Source organism: Paenibacillus sp. FSL F4-0122, assembly GCF_038002845.1.
In the GTDB taxonomy this organism is placed as follows: domain Bacteria; phylum Bacillota; class Bacilli; order Paenibacillales; family Paenibacillaceae; genus Paenibacillus_AQ; species Paenibacillus_AQ odorifer.
The window spans coordinates 1,571,355-1,589,768 of sequence record NZ_JBBODI010000001.1 but is presented as its reverse complement, the minus strand read 5'-3'; the positions used below and the strand labels follow the sequence as shown (position 1 = coordinate 1,589,768).

General features: G+C 43.7%; 9 protein-coding genes, 3 rRNA genes, 1 pseudogene and 3 riboswitches. Of the genes and pseudogenes, 12 read left to right on the top strand and 1 reads right to left on the bottom strand.

All coding sequences use genetic code 11. The annotated features are described in order from the left end of the window. Positions 1-410: 410 nt before the first annotated feature. Positions 411-2,153: an ATP-dependent nuclease gene (locus MHH49_RS06710; protein ID WP_341138048.1), complete on the bottom strand. Its 1,743-nt coding sequence runs from the start codon at positions 2,151-2,153 to the stop codon at positions 411-413. A gap of 305 nt (positions 2,154-2,458) precedes the next feature. Between MHH49_RS06710 and MHH49_RS06705 the strand changes: the two are divergent. The 12 genes and pseudogenes from MHH49_RS06705 to rrf all read left to right on the top strand — a co-directional run. Then, positions 2,459-2,647, top strand: a pseudogene (locus MHH49_RS06705) (GMP synthase (glutamine-hydrolyzing)); the annotation flags it as partial. A 145-nt stretch (positions 2,648-2,792) separates the two neighbouring features. Next, positions 2,793-3,257: a hypothetical protein gene (locus MHH49_RS06700; RefSeq protein WP_076142335.1), complete on the top strand. Its 465-nt coding sequence runs from the start codon at positions 2,793-2,795 to the stop codon at positions 3,255-3,257. 202 nt (positions 3,258-3,459) lie between these two features. After that, a riboswitch (purine riboswitch) is annotated at positions 3,460-3,559 on the top strand. Positions 3,560-3,681: 122 nt separating this feature from the next. Next, positions 3,682-5,082 (top strand): NCS2 family permease, encoded by a 1,401-nt coding sequence (locus MHH49_RS06695; protein ID WP_036679893.1) that lies wholly within the window; start codon positions 3,682-3,684, stop codon positions 5,080-5,082. A 401-nt stretch (positions 5,083-5,483) separates the two neighbouring features. After that, positions 5,484-7,739 (top strand): glycosyltransferase 87 family protein, encoded by a 2,256-nt coding sequence (locus MHH49_RS06690; RefSeq protein ID WP_036679894.1) that lies wholly within the window; start codon positions 5,484-5,486, stop codon positions 7,737-7,739. Then, complete coding sequence (locus tag MHH49_RS06685) at positions 7,729-9,507, top strand: phospholipid carrier-dependent glycosyltransferase (protein ID WP_076138432.1); 1,779 nt, start codon at positions 7,729-7,731, stop codon at positions 9,505-9,507. Before MHH49_RS06690 ends, MHH49_RS06685 begins: the two co-directional genes overlap by 11 nt. Positions 9,508-9,604: 97 nt before the next feature. Further along, the gene (locus tag MHH49_RS06680) at positions 9,605-10,585 is read left to right on the top strand and encodes a glycosyltransferase family 2 protein (RefSeq protein WP_038568643.1); all 981 of its coding nucleotides are present in this window, start codon (positions 9,605-9,607) and stop codon (positions 10,583-10,585) included. After that, on the top strand, positions 10,572-10,979 hold the full coding sequence (locus MHH49_RS06675; protein WP_036679899.1) for a GtrA family protein: 408 nt from the start codon (positions 10,572-10,574) through the stop codon (positions 10,977-10,979). Before MHH49_RS06680 ends, MHH49_RS06675 begins: the two co-directional genes overlap by 14 nt. 102 nt (positions 10,980-11,081) lie before the next feature. Next, complete coding sequence (locus tag MHH49_RS06670) at positions 11,082-11,741, top strand: class D sortase (protein WP_254924609.1); 660 nt, start codon at positions 11,082-11,084, stop codon at positions 11,739-11,741. 119 nt (positions 11,742-11,860) lie between these two features. Then, positions 11,861-11,943: riboswitch (cyclic di-GMP riboswitch) on the top strand. A 74-nt stretch (positions 11,944-12,017) separates the two neighbouring features. Continuing rightward, positions 12,018-12,098: riboswitch (cyclic di-GMP riboswitch) on the top strand. A 13-nt stretch (positions 12,099-12,111) separates the two neighbouring features. Continuing rightward, entirely contained in the window at positions 12,112-12,921 is an 810-nt protein-coding gene (locus MHH49_RS06665; RefSeq protein WP_038568647.1) for a transglutaminase-like domain-containing protein, read from the top strand. Between the two features lie 367 nt (positions 12,922-13,288). Then, positions 13,289-14,846 (top strand): 16S ribosomal RNA (locus MHH49_RS06660). Between the two features lie 232 nt (positions 14,847-15,078). Beyond that, positions 15,079-18,004, top strand: a 23S ribosomal RNA gene (locus MHH49_RS06655). A 128-nt stretch (positions 18,005-18,132) separates the two neighbouring features. Beyond that, positions 18,133-18,249: ribosomal RNA gene (gene rrf / locus MHH49_RS06650) — 5S ribosomal RNA — on the top strand. The 16S, 23S and 5S rRNA genes sit together here, the layout of an rRNA operon. Positions 18,250-18,414: the final 165 nt, after the last annotated feature.

Below are 18,414 nucleotides of genomic sequence, written 5' to 3'. Positions count from 1 at the left end.
TCTACACAGTAGATCGTGGAGGTAGTGATGATTGATATCCAATTTGTGTTCTATGAATAATAAAAATAGAGTGAACAACTGTTCTGAGAACAAAATACCACGTGAATCTAGTTATTATAAGCAGATTAATAATTCTACATATAATATTTTTTCATTTAGAAACGAATTTCCCTCTTTTAATAGTAAAGGCTGGCTCAGAGTCATAATGGACGACTTTGAAACAGCCTGAGAACGGTAATTAGTTAATTCCACCCCACAATACGAATCAGAAGGCGAATTATTAACGAATATGTCACTTGTATAACACAGATATGTAACAAGTTGAAAGACCTAATGCTGAACTCAGAGTAGAGAAAGTACAACATTATACGTTTATCCCACTTGAAATATAAAACGCATCTGATTCACTTTCAAACTGTTAATCCCTCTTTCTTCTTTTCTTCTAATTCTTCTTTCTTCTTTCTTTCTAGTTCTTCTTCGTGAATTTTTTGCTCAATTAAATCATTAAATAATTTTCCGTAATCATCAGCACTGGTTATTTTTTGAAACCCTCCGCTCAAAGCTATCTCTTTATCACGATTAATTATTTGATCAAATATATTCTCTATTATAGTGCTAGCTTCAGTATATTCATATGTATCCATTGTTTGTTCCTGCTCATGTAATATTTTATAAATAACTTTTGTTTTTTTATCGTTTGATACGTCTCCGATGCCTATTGCATTTTCAAAGTTAGATATTGAACAAAACACTCTAATATTGTCGTTGTTTTTAGTGTTATATATATTTTTACAGTTTGTTAATTGGGCTTTAAGAGTAGAGGAAGAGTGTTTATTATGATTATCTACATCATGCAGTACGTCATAACAAGAATTAAATTGATTGAGGACTTTCATTAAAGTTACAATAGTAGCTTTACCTCTAGCACGAATTATATGAATGTTATAGCCTTTCTCTTTAGCTAGGTGCTTGAAGGCAATATACTCAGTATCACCCTCTACAATCACTATTTTATCAGCAAAGAAAAATTCATTTACATAGGAGTCCACGTAGTTTAATATTTTCATATTTGCTATGTCATCGTCATCAAATTGCTTACTAACAGACTTATATAGTTGAATAGCTTTCTCACCGACTCGGAAAACCTGAATAGAGGTATGTTCTTTGGATAAATCTATCAGTATTGGGGAATGGGTAGAAATCATCAGTGGCATTTTCGTGCCGATTTCATAAAGAGAGCGACTTAATGCTCGAACTGCTTCTGGATGCAAGAATGCTTCTGGTTCATCTATAAGCAGTAGCTTATTATCATTTTCACCTAAAAGCTTTTTTTCAATCATATTTTGAATAAGGTATATCAGACTCATTCGTTGTAAACCAGTTCCTTGATTTGCTAAAGGCATTTTAGATTGTTGGATACTATCAATATGAACACTCGAATTTGTAGATTTTAATAAATCCGTTGATGAAAATCCTTCGCTTTCGCCACCTACTACATTTAAAGATAAATGTTCATTTGAAAATAGGACTCTTAAGTTACTGGAAACATCATTACTTACCTTTAACAGTATGCTATCAGTGTTCTGTTTGATTTTTCTTAAAAATTCGGGGTATGCTTGTCTGAGTTTAGAATACTCCTTAGATAATTCAAAGGACTCTTTTTCGGTTTCTGGGTCTCCATTAAAGTTTTCGAGCTTTAAGAGGTCACTTTTTATTATCTCAGAGTATATATTTTGAATTAAATCATTTATGTCATCAGGTAACATGGAGGGAGTTATGTAAAAAGGCTTATTGTTTAAGATTTCTTCCAATTTATCAAATAATTTGTGGTTTTTTTTGATTTCTTGCCCCTTTTCATCCCAAAAGCTTGGTGCATTTTCTTCTTTGTACTTCTTTTTAATAGTTATTTGATCTTCATCAGACTCAAATACAGCTTCAAGTATAATATCCTTTCCACGATTCGAAAAGCAGTTGTTAGGAATGGTTTTAGCTTTAGTTTCCTTTTGATAGAAACAGTTAATAGCTTCTAATATGGTTGATTTACCTGTATTATTTCTTCCAGTTAGGATAACGATAGAGTCTTTTAAAAAATCAATTGTAAATGTATCCTTGAAAACCTTGTAATTTGTAACGCTGAAATTAACTAACTTCATGTTTCTCTCTCCTTAATATTAAGTGGTTGATTACTACAACATAGTTTTACCAATACACCAAAAAGGTGGGTTTGGAGAACTATTTTGTATCATCATACAACATAATGTAGAAACTTGGGATTTTTCTCATTTGTTTCAATGGGAAGAGAGGTCTGTTTTTTACTAGTCTTGCTGGTAATGTGACTGAATAATTCTAAGGTTCTATTTTACTTTTCATGTAATTAGTCGTTGAAATTTGTATATTTACCCGCTACAATTGGTATACAAAATAACGTAATAATTGAATAGTAATTTACTCTATTGCTCGTACGTATTCCTACACAGTAGGTGTTCGTGCAGTAACTTCCATCGACGGCATGACCGCTGACTGGGCACGTATCCCATGGGATGTTCTTGAAAAAATCTCTGTACGTATTGTCAACGAAGTTGAGAATGTAAACCGCGTAGTGTATGACATTACTTCGAAACCACCTGCAACGATTGAGTGGGAATAGCATATAGCAATAAGAAACCTGCAGCTCCTTATTTATTAAGGGACTGCAGGTTTTTTTATTAACCGTGAAGCTTGTGACGGACCCTATATAGCAACTTTAGAGAATGTGATAAACTGGAAAAAATAAACTTACAGGAGCCATTAGAATGGGATTCTCACTTATTGGAACACTAATAGCTATGGTTATTCTTGCCCCAAGTTTACTGATGATTAAGTTTCCGCCCGATCATGTTCCCAGCGGTTTAAAAGATGCCGGCATCGTCTACACCCTTTTGGAGAGAGTAGGGCAGTTGGGGTGTATAGCTATTCTTGCGATTTCAAAGGATAACTTCGAAAATGTAGAATTCGGGATCTGGGCTGTACTTATCTTTGTGTTTATCACGATTTATTACGGTTTATGGATTCGTTATATGGTTAAGGGACAGCAATTCAGATTATTATGGGCTCCATTATTGTTTCTTCCGATTCCCATGGCAGTTCTCCCTGTTTGTGCATTTGGATTTGCGGCTATATGGGGCAGATCTTTCTGGTTAGGTATTGCAGTGATTTGTTTAGCTATAGGGCATTTTGCTAATTCTTGGCATAGCTATCAGTATTCCAAAGGCCAATAAGCTAGGGCATGTTGAAACTGTTTTATAGGGAAAAATACCCATTTAATAAGGCTTTTGATAGTTAATAAGCTGCATGGTTTAATGGATTTTGGGGTTGGAGTTAAAGATAAAAATGTATGAATTACGAACAATAGAAAAAATAAAGTCGAAAATGTTCGCTTTTTTCATTGACAACTTATGTGATGTCCACCTAAAATGATAAAGCACAACAACATAATTCTTTCGTATATTTCCGGGAATAGGCCTGGAAGTTTCTACGAGGTCACCGTAATGACCTGGCTACGATTAAGAAGAGCTGAGCAACCCGTATTGTCCTGAATCTAGGGCTATAGTCTTGGGTGCTACTCTTTTTTTCGAGCCGGTGTCGATCAGATACCGGCTTTTTGTTGCTGTCAGCCACAACATACCTTAGGGGGAGAACAATTTGAATCGGTTTTTCAAGTTGAAAGAGAACGGCACTACAGTACGTACAGAGATAATGGCCGGCTTGACTACGTTCATGGCTATGGCTTACATCCTGTCGGTTAATCCGAGCACATTAACAGCCTTTGGCCGCATCGATATGGGCTGGTACTCTGTATTTCTAGCGACTGCGCTGGCAGCAGGTATTTTCACCATTGCAATGGGCGTGTTTATAAACTTTCCAGTAGCATTGGCACCAGGTATGGGACTTAATGCATACTTTGCTTCCGTAATTTTGTCTTCTGCAACCTCAGAACATCCATTCACTTGGCAAATGGGTCTGACCGCAGTATTTATTTCCGGTTTGATCTTCATCCTGCTCACGGTTACCCGAGTGCGGCAGATCTTACTGACAGCCATTCCTGACAGCTTGAAGCATGCCATTACCGTAGGTATCGGGATGTTCATTACAATCCTTGGGCTTAAGAATAGTGGTTTGATGACGATTGGTGTCGAAGCTGGTAAAGATATTTCGGCCAATACATTCACAGATGTCCTATCCTTTGAAACAATTATTCATATGGGTAGTCTAGAGAACACTGATGTACAATTGGTAATTATCGGATTGCTTCTTATTTCCATCCTGATGGTACTGCAAGTTAAAGGTGCGATTTTATTCGGTATCTTGGGTACAACCCTCGCGGGTATACTGATGGGTGTAGTTGATTTTGGCTCATTGTCCAGTCCGACAACCCCTTGGGTGCCTGACCTGACGCAATTGAACTTTTTCGAATTTGACTGGGATGGTATCCTGCACACCGGTATTGTTTCAGCAATCGCAACATTCACTTTTGTAGAATTGTTCGATACATTTGGTACACTTGTAGGTACTGCTCAACGCGCTGGTATTATGGACAACCCTGAAGAAGGTAACAAACGTGTAGGTAATGCAATGTTTGTCGATGCTATCGCTGTAGCTGGTGGTGCGGCATTGGGTACTTCCACTACTACTGCTTTTGTAGAAAGCGCGGCAGGTGTTGCTGAAGGTGGACGTACAGGTCTTACAGCTGTAACAACGGGTGTGTGCTTCTTGCTTGCGTTATTCCTTGCACCAATAGTGGCTCTGATCCCTGGATCTGCTACAGCCGCAGCATTGATTGTCGTAGGCGTGCTCATGGCACAATCGATTCGCGAAATTGATTTTCAAGATATGGTTGTTGCGATTCCAGCGTTCCTTACTCTAGTAATCATGCCTTTCACTTATAATATTGCTAATGGTATTTCCTTTGGTATCGTAACTTATGTAATCCTTGCTTGTGTAGCTAACCTTGCTGGCAAGAAAAAATACGATATTCACTGGATGATGTGGGTACTTGCTATTCTGATTATTCTCCGTTATGTATTTCTTGGTAGTGCGGGCTAACTCATATATAGCATACAGATGTGCATTCAAAGGCTCCTTCATAACTGAGGGGGCCCTTTTTTTATATTTTTGTTGGCACTTAACCATTCAGGTTAGTCTATGTTTCTAGCTTTTCATCATCTATGATTTAGATTATATTGTTGAAGAGGTGATGTTCAGGACGAGGCAGCCTTGGTGTTAGAGTCCAATTTGTTACCCACCTTGATCCTGATCTCTGTTTATTTTGTACTGAAAATACTTCAAACCCCTAGGTGGTCCTATGGTCTTACCATTTTGTTAGTTCTCTCGCTTTATGCTTATAGAATGGCCTGTTTTTTTTGCTCCGGCATTTGCTTTAGCCACTGCGATTCTTCTATTCTATATAAGAGTCTATATAAGAGCCTTGAAGCTTAGGCGATCCTATGGAATGGAGTATTGTGGATGGAAGGGTTTGCGATCCAGATAAGGTAAACATGCCCTATATTTATATGCTCTTTTATGAGAAAATCAATCCAAATGATTTCTTAGCAACGGTGAAATACACTAATTCGGGAGCTGTTTTTCAGAAGGTATATGCTTTTGGCTGGACTAAGATGAATATAGGACGAGGTGAGGTTGGGACGATGATCAAGAGTACACGTGCGGCCGTAATGACTGTATTGATGCTGTTATTGTTTGTGCTTCCTGTAACAAGCATTTATGCAGAGGGGAATCTATTGCAGAACCCTGGCTTTGAGGAGGGGGGAGATGATGCGCCTTCTAACTGGACTAAGGATATGTGGATTTCAGGAGACAACTCAGGCCTACTTTCAATCCAATCGGAGGAAGTTCATTCCGGCAGCAAGGCGGCAGTCATTGAGAATATCGAACCCAATCATTTGAAATGGGTGCAGACGATTGAGGCTACGCCGAATAGTTATTATAGAATCTCTGGATGGATCAAAGTAGTAAGTACAGCAGGCGAGGGAATAGGCGCCAACATTCTTGCCGTTGGAGTAGGCGGGGGGTATCCCAGCGTAACTGATACGGCAGGTGAATGGCAGTATCTTGAATATATCGGCCAGACAGGACCGGAGCAGAAGTCATTTGGCATAGGCGCAAGTCTGGGCGGCTACTCTAGCTTAATTCAAGGTAAGGCTTATTTTGATGATTTTGCTGTAGAAAAATTAGACGCGGCTCCCGAAGGGGCTAACGTCATTTCGCTGGATAGTGCAGCGGTTAGTCCAGATGCAGGCGACAAAAAGGCAGACACTCCACATAAAGTATCTCCAACTAAGATGTTGCTGATCTCAGCGCTGTTTAGTGTGTTTTTTGCAGTGCTTTATACTAAAGCATTCCGTAGTGAGAAGCTTATGAAGCAGCCTGAGAATATTTATTCCAAATGGCTGAGTATTGCCATCGGAGTTGCTTTTATCCTGAGAGTGTGGATTGGTCTTACCGCGCAAGGATATCAGAATGATATGAATACCTTTATTTCTTGGGGACAGCGTATGGTGGATTTAGGTCCAGGCAAATTTTATGAAGAAGGTTATTTTGCCGATTATCCTCCAGGCTATTTGTACATATTGTACGTGCTTAGCGCCATACGTGGCGTTTTAGGATTCACTCAGGGCTCAGGTGGAGAGAATTTACTCTTCAAGCTCCCTGCGATTCTTTCTGATTTGGTGCTCGGCTACTTCATTTATCAAATGTCACGCAAAAAACTCGGCACAGGAATTGCTTTCGGCTTGATGTTGTTGTTTCTGTTTAATCCTGCGGTACTTATTAATTCAGCGGCTTGGGGACAAGCAGATTCGTTCTTTTTGATCTTCCTGCTACTCAGTATCCACGGCGCTGCGAACAAAAAGTTTGTTCGCTCCGCAATTTTGTTTGCCTTAGCGACGCTAATTAAACCGCAAGCGTTGATATTCACGCCGGTATTGTTGTTTGCTTTTTATCATCACCGCGCTTGGAAGCAGCTTGGATTCGGAGCTTTGTATGGATTAGGGATCTTCGGATTGCTTGCGGCACCATTTTTCTGGAATAACGGAGGTCTGGTAGGGATTATTGATCTTTACAAGAGTACGTTATCTTCCTATCCGTATTCTTCAGTGAATGCATTTAATCTGTATGCACTGACTGATCCGATGTGGTCATCCCTTGATCTAACCTGGCTTGGCATTCCATACCGTGTATGGGGCTTCATATTTATTTTAGTGGCTGTAGCTGTTGCGGCATTTTATTCCTTTAAAAAGGATCGCTTGGACCTGACCAAATCCTATTTTATCGGCATGGTGCTTATAGTAGTGGTCTTTGTGCTTGGCACCAAAATGCATGAACGTTATATGTTCCCTGCTCTTATTCTTTGTTTGTTTACTTATATAGAAAGTCGGGACCGCCGCTTTTTATCGCTATTTCTCGGATTCAGCTTAACGCAATACATCAATGTGGCGTACACCTTATCCCACCTGAATGCAGATGTTAGCCCGGGTGCAGACGGAATCGTATTAGTGACTGCTATAGCTAATCTAGCATTACTGCTTTATATGCTGAATATCGGTTACGATGTGTATGTCCGCAAGGGTATAAAACCTCTTCCAGCGCCAATTACACTGGAAGAACAATATGAAGAAGATTTGAGAGTTGTCGGGCAAATTAAACCGCATCAGAAGGGAGGGCGATTTAACGATGAAGTTTAAGCGTATAGATTGGATATGCATAATAGCTATTACGGCCGTTTACGCAGCGCTTGCTTTATATAATCTTGGCTCTACTAAATCTCCAGAGACCTTATGGGAGCCTGCTGCCAGTGGTGAAAGCTTCTATGTAGATTTGGGGCAGAGTAAACCATTGGAACGGGTCAATATCTTTGGTGGCGTAGGCACGGGTAAGTTCAAGCTGGAATTCAGCGACAATCCTGAGGTCTGGAGCAGTCCGATGGATGTCAGTGAGGATGTCGGGAATGTCTTCATCTGGAAAAGCCAACCCCTGAACGTTACTGCGAGATATGTGAAGTTTACAGTTACCTCTCCAGGGTTCACTTTGAACGAAATGGCCTTTTATGAGCAGGGGGGAGAAAGAATACCCCTTCCTATTGCTGGTGTGACACCGGATGCTAACGCAGTTCCTAAAAGAGGAGCAGCGGCCAATCTTTTTGACGAGCAGTCGCTCATTCCGGAATATTCTAACTTTATGAATAGCACTTATTTTGACGAGATCTATCATGCGCGAACAGCTTATGAATATACACACGGGATTGTGCCTTACGAGAACACGCATCCACCGCTTGGTAAGTTGTTAATTGCCATAGGGATGGAGCTGTTCGGGGTCAATCCATTCGGCTGGCGTATTATCGGAACCTTGTTCGGAGTTGCCATGTTACCTCTCATATATGTAATGGCGCTGCGTTTGTTTAAGAAAAGCAAATACGCCGCCCTCGCGGCAGGATTGTTTGCACTGGATTTCATGCATTTCACACAGACAAGAATCTCCACGATTGACGTATACGGAGTATTCTTCATTATGTTGATGTTCTATTTCATGCAGCGGTATTACACAATGAATTTCTACAAGCAGCCTTTGAGAAAAACATTAATTCCGTTATTCTGGTCTGGCTTATTCTTCGGAATCGGCGTAGCTTCGAAATGGATTGTGCTCTATGGAGGAGCAGGGCTGGCCATTATGCTGGCTATCTCCCTTTTTGAACGCTACAGAGAATACCAAGCCTCCGGACGCCTGCTGGCCGAGGGGAAGATTAAAGACAAGGAATTGCTGGGCACCTGTCGTGAAGCGGTAGATTCTTTTTGGAAAAAGACTATTATTACGTTGGCTAGTTGTATCGGGTTCTTTGTAATTATTCCAGTAATTATTTATAGCTTATCTTTTGTGCCAGGGTTATCTGCATCAGCAGAGGGCTTCACTATAAAAGGTTTGATTGATTCCCAAAAGAATATGTACAACTACCACAGTCAGCTTGTAGCTACACATCCCTTTGCTTCCTCATGGTGGCAATGGCCGTTTATGAAGAGACCGGTCTGGTTCTTTAGCGGCGGTGAAGGTTTGCCGGAAGGTCAGGTCAGCAGTATAGTGACTATGGGGAATCCTCTTATCTGGTGGACGGGTATTTTTGCGATGCTGGCAACGCTGTGGATTACGCTGAAACGTAAAGATAAGAACCTCTACATGATCTGGATCGCCTTCTTCTCGCAATATGTTCCGTGGATGCTTGTCCCAAGAGAAACATTTATTTACCATTATTTTGCCATGGTACCATTTATGATTCTTGGTATTGTATATATAATGAAGTTGCTGGATAGTAAATTCCCTGAGGCCCGTTACGTACAGTATGTCTATGTAGCCGTTGCTTTGCTGCTCTTTATCGCTTTCTACCCGGTACTGTCAGGGATGCAGGTCAGTGGAGATTACGTGAAAGATATGCTGCGTTGGTTCCCTACTTGGGTTTTCTAGGATTTAATAAAAATCTATAAAATAAGTTTATGCATGCAGCGTTATTATGAAGTGTAGATGGATGTAACGCTCCAAAAAGCTTGTAGGAGGAATAAAGGTGAAAGCCAGATATAGTGTGATTGTACCCATGTTCAATGAGGAGCAAGTAATTAGCCATACTTATGAACGTTTGAAAAAAGTAATGGACGAGTGCGGCGATACTTATGAGCTGGTCTTCGTCAATGACGGCAGTCGTGATCGTTCCGCCCAGATGATTCGGGAGATCTGTGAACGAGACGAGCATGTCAAGCTGATTGACTTCTCGCGTAATTTCGGACATCAGGTAGCGATTACAGCTGGCATGGACTATGCCGAAGGTCAAGCGGTTGTTGTTATTGACGCTGATCTTCAGGATCCTCCGGAGGTCATTTTGCAAATGATCGAGAAGTGGAAAGAGGGCTACGACGTTGTATATGCGAAACGCCTGAAGCGCCACGGAGAAACGATGTTCAAAAAGGTCACCGCGAAGCTTTTTTACCGCCTGCTCAGCAGTATGACAAGTGTGGATATTCCTACGGATACAGGCGATTTCCGTCTTATTGACCGTAAGGTATGTGATGTCCTGCGGGGACTTAAAGAAAAGAACCGCTATGTCCGAGGTTTGGTGAGCTGGGTTGGCTTCAAGCAGACTATGGTGGAATATGAACGGGAAGAACGTTTTGCCGGAGAAACCAAATATCCGCTGAAGAAAATGATTCGTTTTGCGTTAGATGGCATCACCTCTTTTTCACATAAGCCGCTTAAGATTGCTACGTATATTGGATTCTTCCTTTCATTCTCTAGCTTTCTCTATTTATTTTTCGTCTTGTTTCAAAAGATATTTTTCACCTCCTGGACGGTTCCGGGCTGGGCTTCCATTGTAGGCGTCAATCTGCTCTTTAACGGTATCGTTCTGATGCTGTTAGGTGTGATTGGGGAGTATATCGGACGGATTTATGACGAGTCTAAAGATAGACCGCTATACATTGTTAGTGAGACTAAAGGCTACCAGAACGAAGAACAACTGGACCGCCGGAAGGACCACAATGATGTCAGATAAGAACTTGCGTGCTGCATTCATACAGTTCCTTAAATTTAATGCCGTAGGTTTGCTCAATACGCTTATTGATTTTGTGATTTTCACATTGTTGAATTCACTAGGGATGGTATACGCATTGGCGCAGGTGATCTCCTATAGTGCAGGTACGGCGAATAGCTTTATTTTGAATAAAAAAGTAACCTTTCGTGATCGCAACCGGGGGAATAAAGAAGGCTTCGACCGCGTGCAGCTGGTCAAGTTTATCGTGCTGAATCTGGTAGTGCTCGGAATATCACTGCTGCTAATGCATCTGTTGACAGACAGACTAGGTATTCAAGTCTTGATCTCCAAGGTGCTGGTTACCTTTATCACGGTGATCATCAATTTCTTTGGAAGTCGTAAATGGGTATTTTAAACATTAATTTCAGGCAGAAGGAGTTGCTATGCTTAAAGGCAAGTAGCTGTTTCTGCTTGATTTGTATATAACCATAGAAACAATATACGGAGGTGAATAACATTGCGTAAATTCTCCTATCTACTCATACTGGCTGGGATACTTATCATGTTATATCCGACAGCTAACGAATGGTACAACGACAGGCAGCAGGAGAAGTTATTAGAAACGGCTGAACTAAGCACTGCCGATAGTACTCCCCAGCCAGATTTGAAGAGCAGGTATGCTGAAGTTACTCAGCTGTTAGCAGAGGAATCGGTTCTGGATGCTCAGGCACAGTCCCAACCCCAAGAGACAGAAAAGCCTGAACCGGAGATTGAGGTCGGTGGCAAAGTAATCGCACTAATTGAAATCGGTAAGATTGATTTGAAGCTGCCTGTATTAGAAGGGGCTACAAAAGCTAATATGAAACATGCTGCAGCCCATATGAAAGAAACGGCACCCCTTGGAGAGATCGGAAATGCTGCAATCGCGGCGCATCGGGCTAGAACTACGGGTCGTTTGTTTAACAGATTGAATGAGGTTGTTGTGGGGGATGTTATCACGGTAAAGACTAGTGATCAGGTGTTTAACTATGAGGTATACGATATTTCTGTTGTAGATCCGAGTGATGTCTCCGTTCTTGACGGGAATGACAAGGATAAGATTCTTACTCTGATTACATGTGATCCGCTAGTGAATCCAACGCATCGGCTGATTGTTCATGCTAAATTAACAAAATGAGAATAGTGAATGACAAGAAAACACAAATACCGGGAGATATTTATAAAATAATGGGTAATCTAGTAAATTAGGTCTTGTTCACAACTATAAATATGATAGTATTATACTATAAAAGCTAAACACGATAACGGCAAACCTTCCGAAAGGTAGGGACGCAAAGCTAAAGGGCCTTTTCCCGAAAGGATGGCAGCCAGCTACCGAATGAAGAGGCTTTTTTTGTTTGTTTCAAATGGATTCTATCAATTATATCTAGTAAAGCTAGAACAGATAGAGCTTATACGATAACGGCAAACCTATCGAAAGGTAGGGACGCAAAGCTAAAGGGCCTTTCCGAAAGGATGGCAGCCAGCTACCGAAAGGAGTTTTATCCGTGAAAAAGGTATATTTTATGCTGGTGGCGTTGTTCGTCCTAATGACTTCAGTTCCGGTAAGTACAGCTCAAGCTGCAAGTGCAGATGCCAGCTGGTTGATTACATCCAAAGTGGCTCAAGGTGTTATTGGTATTAACTATGATATTCCGAAAGATAAAAGAATCAAACTCATGATCACCAAAGATAACAGCAGCTATACTTATAACTTGTATGCTTCTGGACAAGCTGAGGACTTCCCTTTGCAACAAGGAAATGGGACTTATAAGGTTTCGGTTCTGGAGAACACAACCGGTAATAAATACAAAGCGTTATATTCCGAAGTAGTAGACGTAACCATGAGTGACTCGAATTCCGTATATTTGGGCTCCGTACAGAATGTGAAATGGAGTTCTTCTGATAAAGCGATTGTCAAAGCTAAACAATTAGTACAAGGCAAAACAACAGACGAAGAGAAAGTTAAAGCGATCTATAACTATGTAGTTGCGAATGTACAATATGACTACTCTCTTGCTAATAGTGTAACTACTGATTATATTCCAAGCATCGATAAGACATTGACTACTAAAAAAGGGATTTGCTATGATTACGCTTCTCTTTTTGCCGCAATGCTGCGGAGTGTAGATGTTCCTGCTAAGTTGGTAATGGGGAATACAAGCTACGTTACGCAATATCATGCCTGGAACGAAGTATTGCTTAATGGGAAGTGGGTTACCATTGATACTACAGTGGATGCAGGACTTGCAAAGAGTGATAAGAAAACCGATTTAATTAAAGCCTCAAGCAAATATACTGCGGCAAAATACTATTAAATTCGCCGCTAGAAACATAACTCTATTAAATAAACAACTAGCTTAATTATTAAGCTAGTTGTTTATTTTTATATTAGGGGTTGCTTTTCTATTAATAGTTGGGGTATTATAGGTAAGCGTTGTTAGACAGCGTACAGGCGATACAGACGAGGCTGATAAAAAGCTTCGAAAAATAAAGCTTGCATTTCTGAAAACAACATGATATATTATAAGAGTTGCTGCTGATACATTAAACGGCGTCAACGAGAACTTGATCTTTGAAAACTGAACAACGAGTGAGTAGGAAATCACGTAAGTGATATCCAAAATTAGAGAATTAATTTTCTCGTCAGATGTTTCAAAATGAGCATATCGCTCTTTTCAATACTAATTGGAGAGTTTGATCCTGGCTCAGGACGAACGCTGGCGGCGTGCCTAATACATGCAAGTCGAGCGGAGTTATTTTGAAAGCTTGCTTTCAAAATAACTTAGCGGCGGACGGGTGAGTAACACGTAGGCAACCTGCCCTTCAGACTGGGATAACTACCGGAAACGGTAGCTAATACCGGATAATTTCTTTTTTCTCCTGAGAGAAGAATGAAAGACGGAGCAATCTGTCACTGAGGGATGGGCCTGCGGCGCATTAGCTAGTTGGTGGGGTAACGGCCCACCAAGGCGACGATGCGTAGCCGACCTGAGAGGGTGAACGGCCACACTGGGACTGAGACACGGCCCAGACTCCTACGGGAGGCAGCAGTAGGGAATCTTCCGCAATGGGCGAAAGCCTGACGGAGCAACGCCGCGTGAGTGATGAAGGTTTTCGGATCGTAAAGCTCTGTTGCCAGGGAAGAACGTCCGGTAGAGTAACTGCTACCGGAGTGACGGTACCTGAGAAGAAAGCCCCGGCTAACTACGTGCCAGCAGCCGCGGTAATACGTAGGGGGCAAGCGTTGTCCGGAATTATTGGGCGTAAAGCGCGCGCAGGCGGCTATTTAAGTCTGGTGTTTAAACCTTGGGCTCAACCTGAGGTCGCACTGGAAACTGGGTGGCTTGAGTACAGAAGAGGAAAGTGGAATTCCACGTGTAGCGGTGAAATGCGTAGATATGTGGAGGAACACCAGTGGCGAAGGCGACTTTCTGGGCTGTAACTGACGCTGAGGCGCGAAAGCGTGGGGAGCAAACAGGATTAGATACCCTGGTAGTCCACGCCGTAAACGATGAGTGCTAGGTGTTAGGGGTTTCGATACCCTTGGTGCCGAAGTTAACACAGTAAGCACTCCGCCTGGGGAGTACGGTCGCAAGACTGAAACTCAAAGGAATTGACGGGGACCCGCACAAGCAGTGGAGTATGTGGTTTAATTCGAAGCAACGCGAAGAACCTTACCAGGTCTTGACATCCCTCTGAATCTGCTAGAGATAGCAGCGGCCTTCGGGACAGAGGAGACAGGTGGTGCATGGTTGTCGTCAGCTCGTGTCGTGAGATGTTGGGTTAAGTCCCGCAACGAGCGCAACCCTTAACTTTAGTTGCCAGCAGGTAATGCTGGGCACTCTAGAGTGACTGCCGGTGACAAACCGGAGGAAGGTGGGGATGACGTCAAATCATCATGCCCCTTATGACCTGGGCTACACACGTACTACAATGGCCGGTACAACGGGAAGCGAAGCCGCGAGGTGGAGCCAATCCCATCAAAGCCGGTCTCAGTTCGGATTGCAGGCTGCAACTCGCCTGCATGAAGTCGGAATTGCTAGTAATCGCGGATCAGCATGCCGCGGTGAATACGTTCCCGGGTCTTGTACACACCGCCCGTCACACCACGAGAGTTTACAACACCCGAAGTCGGTGGGGTAACCCGCAAGGGAGCCAGCCGCCGAAGGTGGGGTAGATGATTGGGGTGAAGTCGTAACAAGGTAGCCGTATCGGAAGGTGCGGCTGGATCACCTCCTTTCTATGGAGAATCGTTCTCTGCAATGAGGACATTCAAATCGGAAGCTAAGCTTCCAAAACTCAGGTTTAGGCCTGTTACTCACTCGTTGCTCAGTTTTGAGAGTTTAAGCTCTCAAGTAAGACTTGATCCTTGAAAACTGGATACCGAAACGAATTTGCGTTTTAGAACATCTTTTAGCAACTTGTGCAAACAAGTAAATGTTATTAGTGAGATTTTTCTTCGGAAGAATCAAGGTTAAGCTAATAAGAGCACACGGAGGATGCCTAGGCGCCAGGAGCCGACGAAGGACGTGGCGAACAACGAAACTGCCTCGGGGAGCTGTAAGCAAGCTTTGATCCGGGGGTGTCCGAATGGGGAAACCCAGCTGTGGTAATTCGCAGTTACTCATACCTGAATACATAGGGTGTGTAGAGGCAGACCAGGGGAACTGAAACATCTAAGTACCCTGAGGAAGAGAAAACAATAGTGATTCCGTCAGTAGCGGCGAGCGAACGCGGAACAGCCTAAACCTAAGAGCTTGCTCTTAGGGGTTGTGGGACGTCTCACATGGAGTTACAAAGGAATATGGTAGGTGAAGAGGTCTGGAAAGGCCCGCGATAGAGGTAAAAGCCCTGTAACCTAAACTGTATTCTCTCCGAGACGGATCCCGAGTAGTGCGGGGCACGTGAAACCCCGTATGAATCCAGCAGGACCATCTGCTAAGGCTAAATACTACCTGGCGACCGATAGTGAAACAGTACCGTGAGGGAAAGGTGAAAAGCACCCCGGAAGGGGAGTGAAATAGAACCTGAAACCGTGTGCTTACAAAAAGTCAGAGCCCGATCTATGGGTGATGGCGTGCCTTTTGTAGAATGAACCGGCGAGTTACGTTTAACATGCAAGGTTAAGCCGAGAAGGTGGAGCCGCAGCGAAAGCGAGTCTGAATAGGGCGATTGAGTATGTGGACGTAGACCCGAAACCGTGTGATCTACCCCTGTCCAGGGTGAAGGTGCGGTAACACGCACTGGAGGCCCGAACCCACGTACGTTGAAAAGTGCGGGGATGAGGTGGGGGTAGCGGAGAAATTCCAATCGAACTCGGAGATAGCTGGTTCTCCCCGAAATAGCTTTAGGGCTAGCCTCGGTATAAGAGTAGTGGAGGTAGAGCACTGATTGGGTGCGGGGTCCGCAAGGATTACCAAGCTCAGTCAAACTCCGAATGCCATATACTTATTGCCGGGAGTCAGACAGTGAGTGCTAAGATCCATTGTCAAAAGGGAAACAGCCCAGACCATCAGCTAAGGTCCCCAAGTGTGTGTTAAGTGGGAAAGGATGTGGAGTTGCACAGACAACCAGGATGTTGGCTTAGAAGCAGCCACCATTGAAAGAGTGCGTAATAGCTCACTGGTCGAGTGACTCTGCGCCGAAAATGTAACGGGGCTAAACACACCACCGAAGCTATGGCTAGATACTATGTATCTGGGGTAGGGGAGCGTTGTGTAGGGGTTGAAGGTGTACTGAAAAGAGCGCTGGACACTACACAAGTGAGAATGCCGGTATGAGTAACGAAAAGATCAGTGAGAATCTGATCCGCCGAAAGCCCAAGGTTTCCTGAGGAAGGCTCGTCCGCTCAGGGTAAGTCGGGACCTAAGGCGAGGCCGAAAGGCGTAGTCGAAGGACAACAGTTTGAAATTACTGTACCACCGTAATCCGCTATGAGCGATGGGGTGACGCAGGAGGGTAGTGACGCGGACTGATGGATGTCCGTCTAAGCAGTGAGGCTGATGTGTAGGCAAATCCGCACATCGTTAAGGCTGGGCTGTGATGGGGAGCGAAAATTATAGTAGCGAAGGTCATGATCTCACACTGCCAAGAAAAGCCTCTAGCCAGGAGAAGGTGCCCGTACCGCAAACCGACACAGGTAGGCGAGAAGAGAATTCTAAGGCGCGCGGAAGAACTCTCGTTAAGGAACTCGGCAAAATGACCCCGTAACTTCGGGAGAAGGGGTGCCCCGGTAGTGTGAATAGCACGAGGGGGCCGCAGTGAAAAGGCCCAAGCGACTGTTTAGCAAAAACACAGGTCTGTGCGAAGCCGCAAGGCGAAGTATACGGGCTGACGCCTGCCCGGTGCTGGAAGGTTAAGGGGAGTGGTTAGGGGTAACCCGAAGCTATGAACCGAAGCCCCAGTAAACGGCGGCCGTAACTATAACGGTCCTAAGGTAGCGAAATTCCTTGTCAGGTAAATTCTGACCCGCACGAATGGCGTAACGACTTGGGCGCTGTCTCAACGAGAGATCCGGTGAAATTTTAATACCTGTGAAGATGCAGGTTACCCGCGACAAGACGGAAAGACCCCATGGAGCTTTACTGCAGCTTGATATTGAATTTGGGTACGATCTGTACAGGATAGGTGGGAGCCGTAGAAATCGGAGCGCAAGCTTCGGTGGAGGCGCCGTTGGGATACCACCCTGATCGTATCTAGGTTCTAACCTAGTACCCTTATCGGGTACGGGGACCGTGTCAGGCGGGCAGTTTGACTGGGGCGGTCGCCTCCTAAAGAGTAACGGAGGCGTTCCAAGGTTCCCTCAGAATGGTTGGAAATCATTCGCAGAGTGCAAAGGCATAAGGGAGCTTGACTGCGAGACCTACAAGTCGAGCAGGGACGAAAGTCGGACTTAGTGATCCGGTGGTACCGCATGGAAGGGCCATCGCTCAACGGATAAAAGCTACCCTGGGGATAACAGGCTTATCTCCCCCAAGAGTCCACATCGACGGGGAGGTTTGGCACCTCGATGTCGGCTCATCGCATCCTGGGGCTGAAGTAGGTCCCAAGGGTTGGGCTGTTCGCCCATTAAAGCGGTACGCGAGCTGGGTTCAGAACGTCGTGAGACAGTTCGGTCCCTATCTGTCGTGGGCGCAGGAAATTTGAGAGGAGCTGTCCTTAGTACGAGAGGACCGGGATGGACGTACCGCTGGTGCACCAGTTGTTCCGCCAGGAGCATGGCTGGGTAGCTACGTACGGACGGGATAAGCGCTGAAAGCATCTAAGCGTGAAGCCCCCCTCAAGATGAGATTTCCCAATTAGTAAGACCCCTTGAAGACGACGAGGTAGATAGGTTGGAGGTGGAAGTGCAGCAATGCATGGAGCTGACCAATACTAATCGGTCGAGGGCTTATCCTATACTTAGAATGCAGATTTGTTTCGGATTCAGTTTTCAGGCATCAAGCCTGAAATACGCTTAGAAATTCATTCTCACTTCTGGTGAAGAACCGAATTTCACGCGGCAGCGTCTGTTTCACAGACGCATGTTTGGTGGCGATAGCGGAGGGGTTCCACGCGTACCCATCCCGAACACGACCGTTAAGCCCTCCAGCGCCGATGGTACTTGGACCGAAGGGTCCTGGGAGAGTAGGACGTTGCCAAGCACACGAAGCCATTGTTGATTTATCAACAATGGCTTTTTTGTTCCCTTTATCGCTTAATTTAAATAATGTGGATAAGTTATGGGGAATTAACGAAATTATAAAAGTTACTAACATGTGGATGAAATAATAAAATATATTCAAAAATGAAAGTAGTCCCCAATTTAT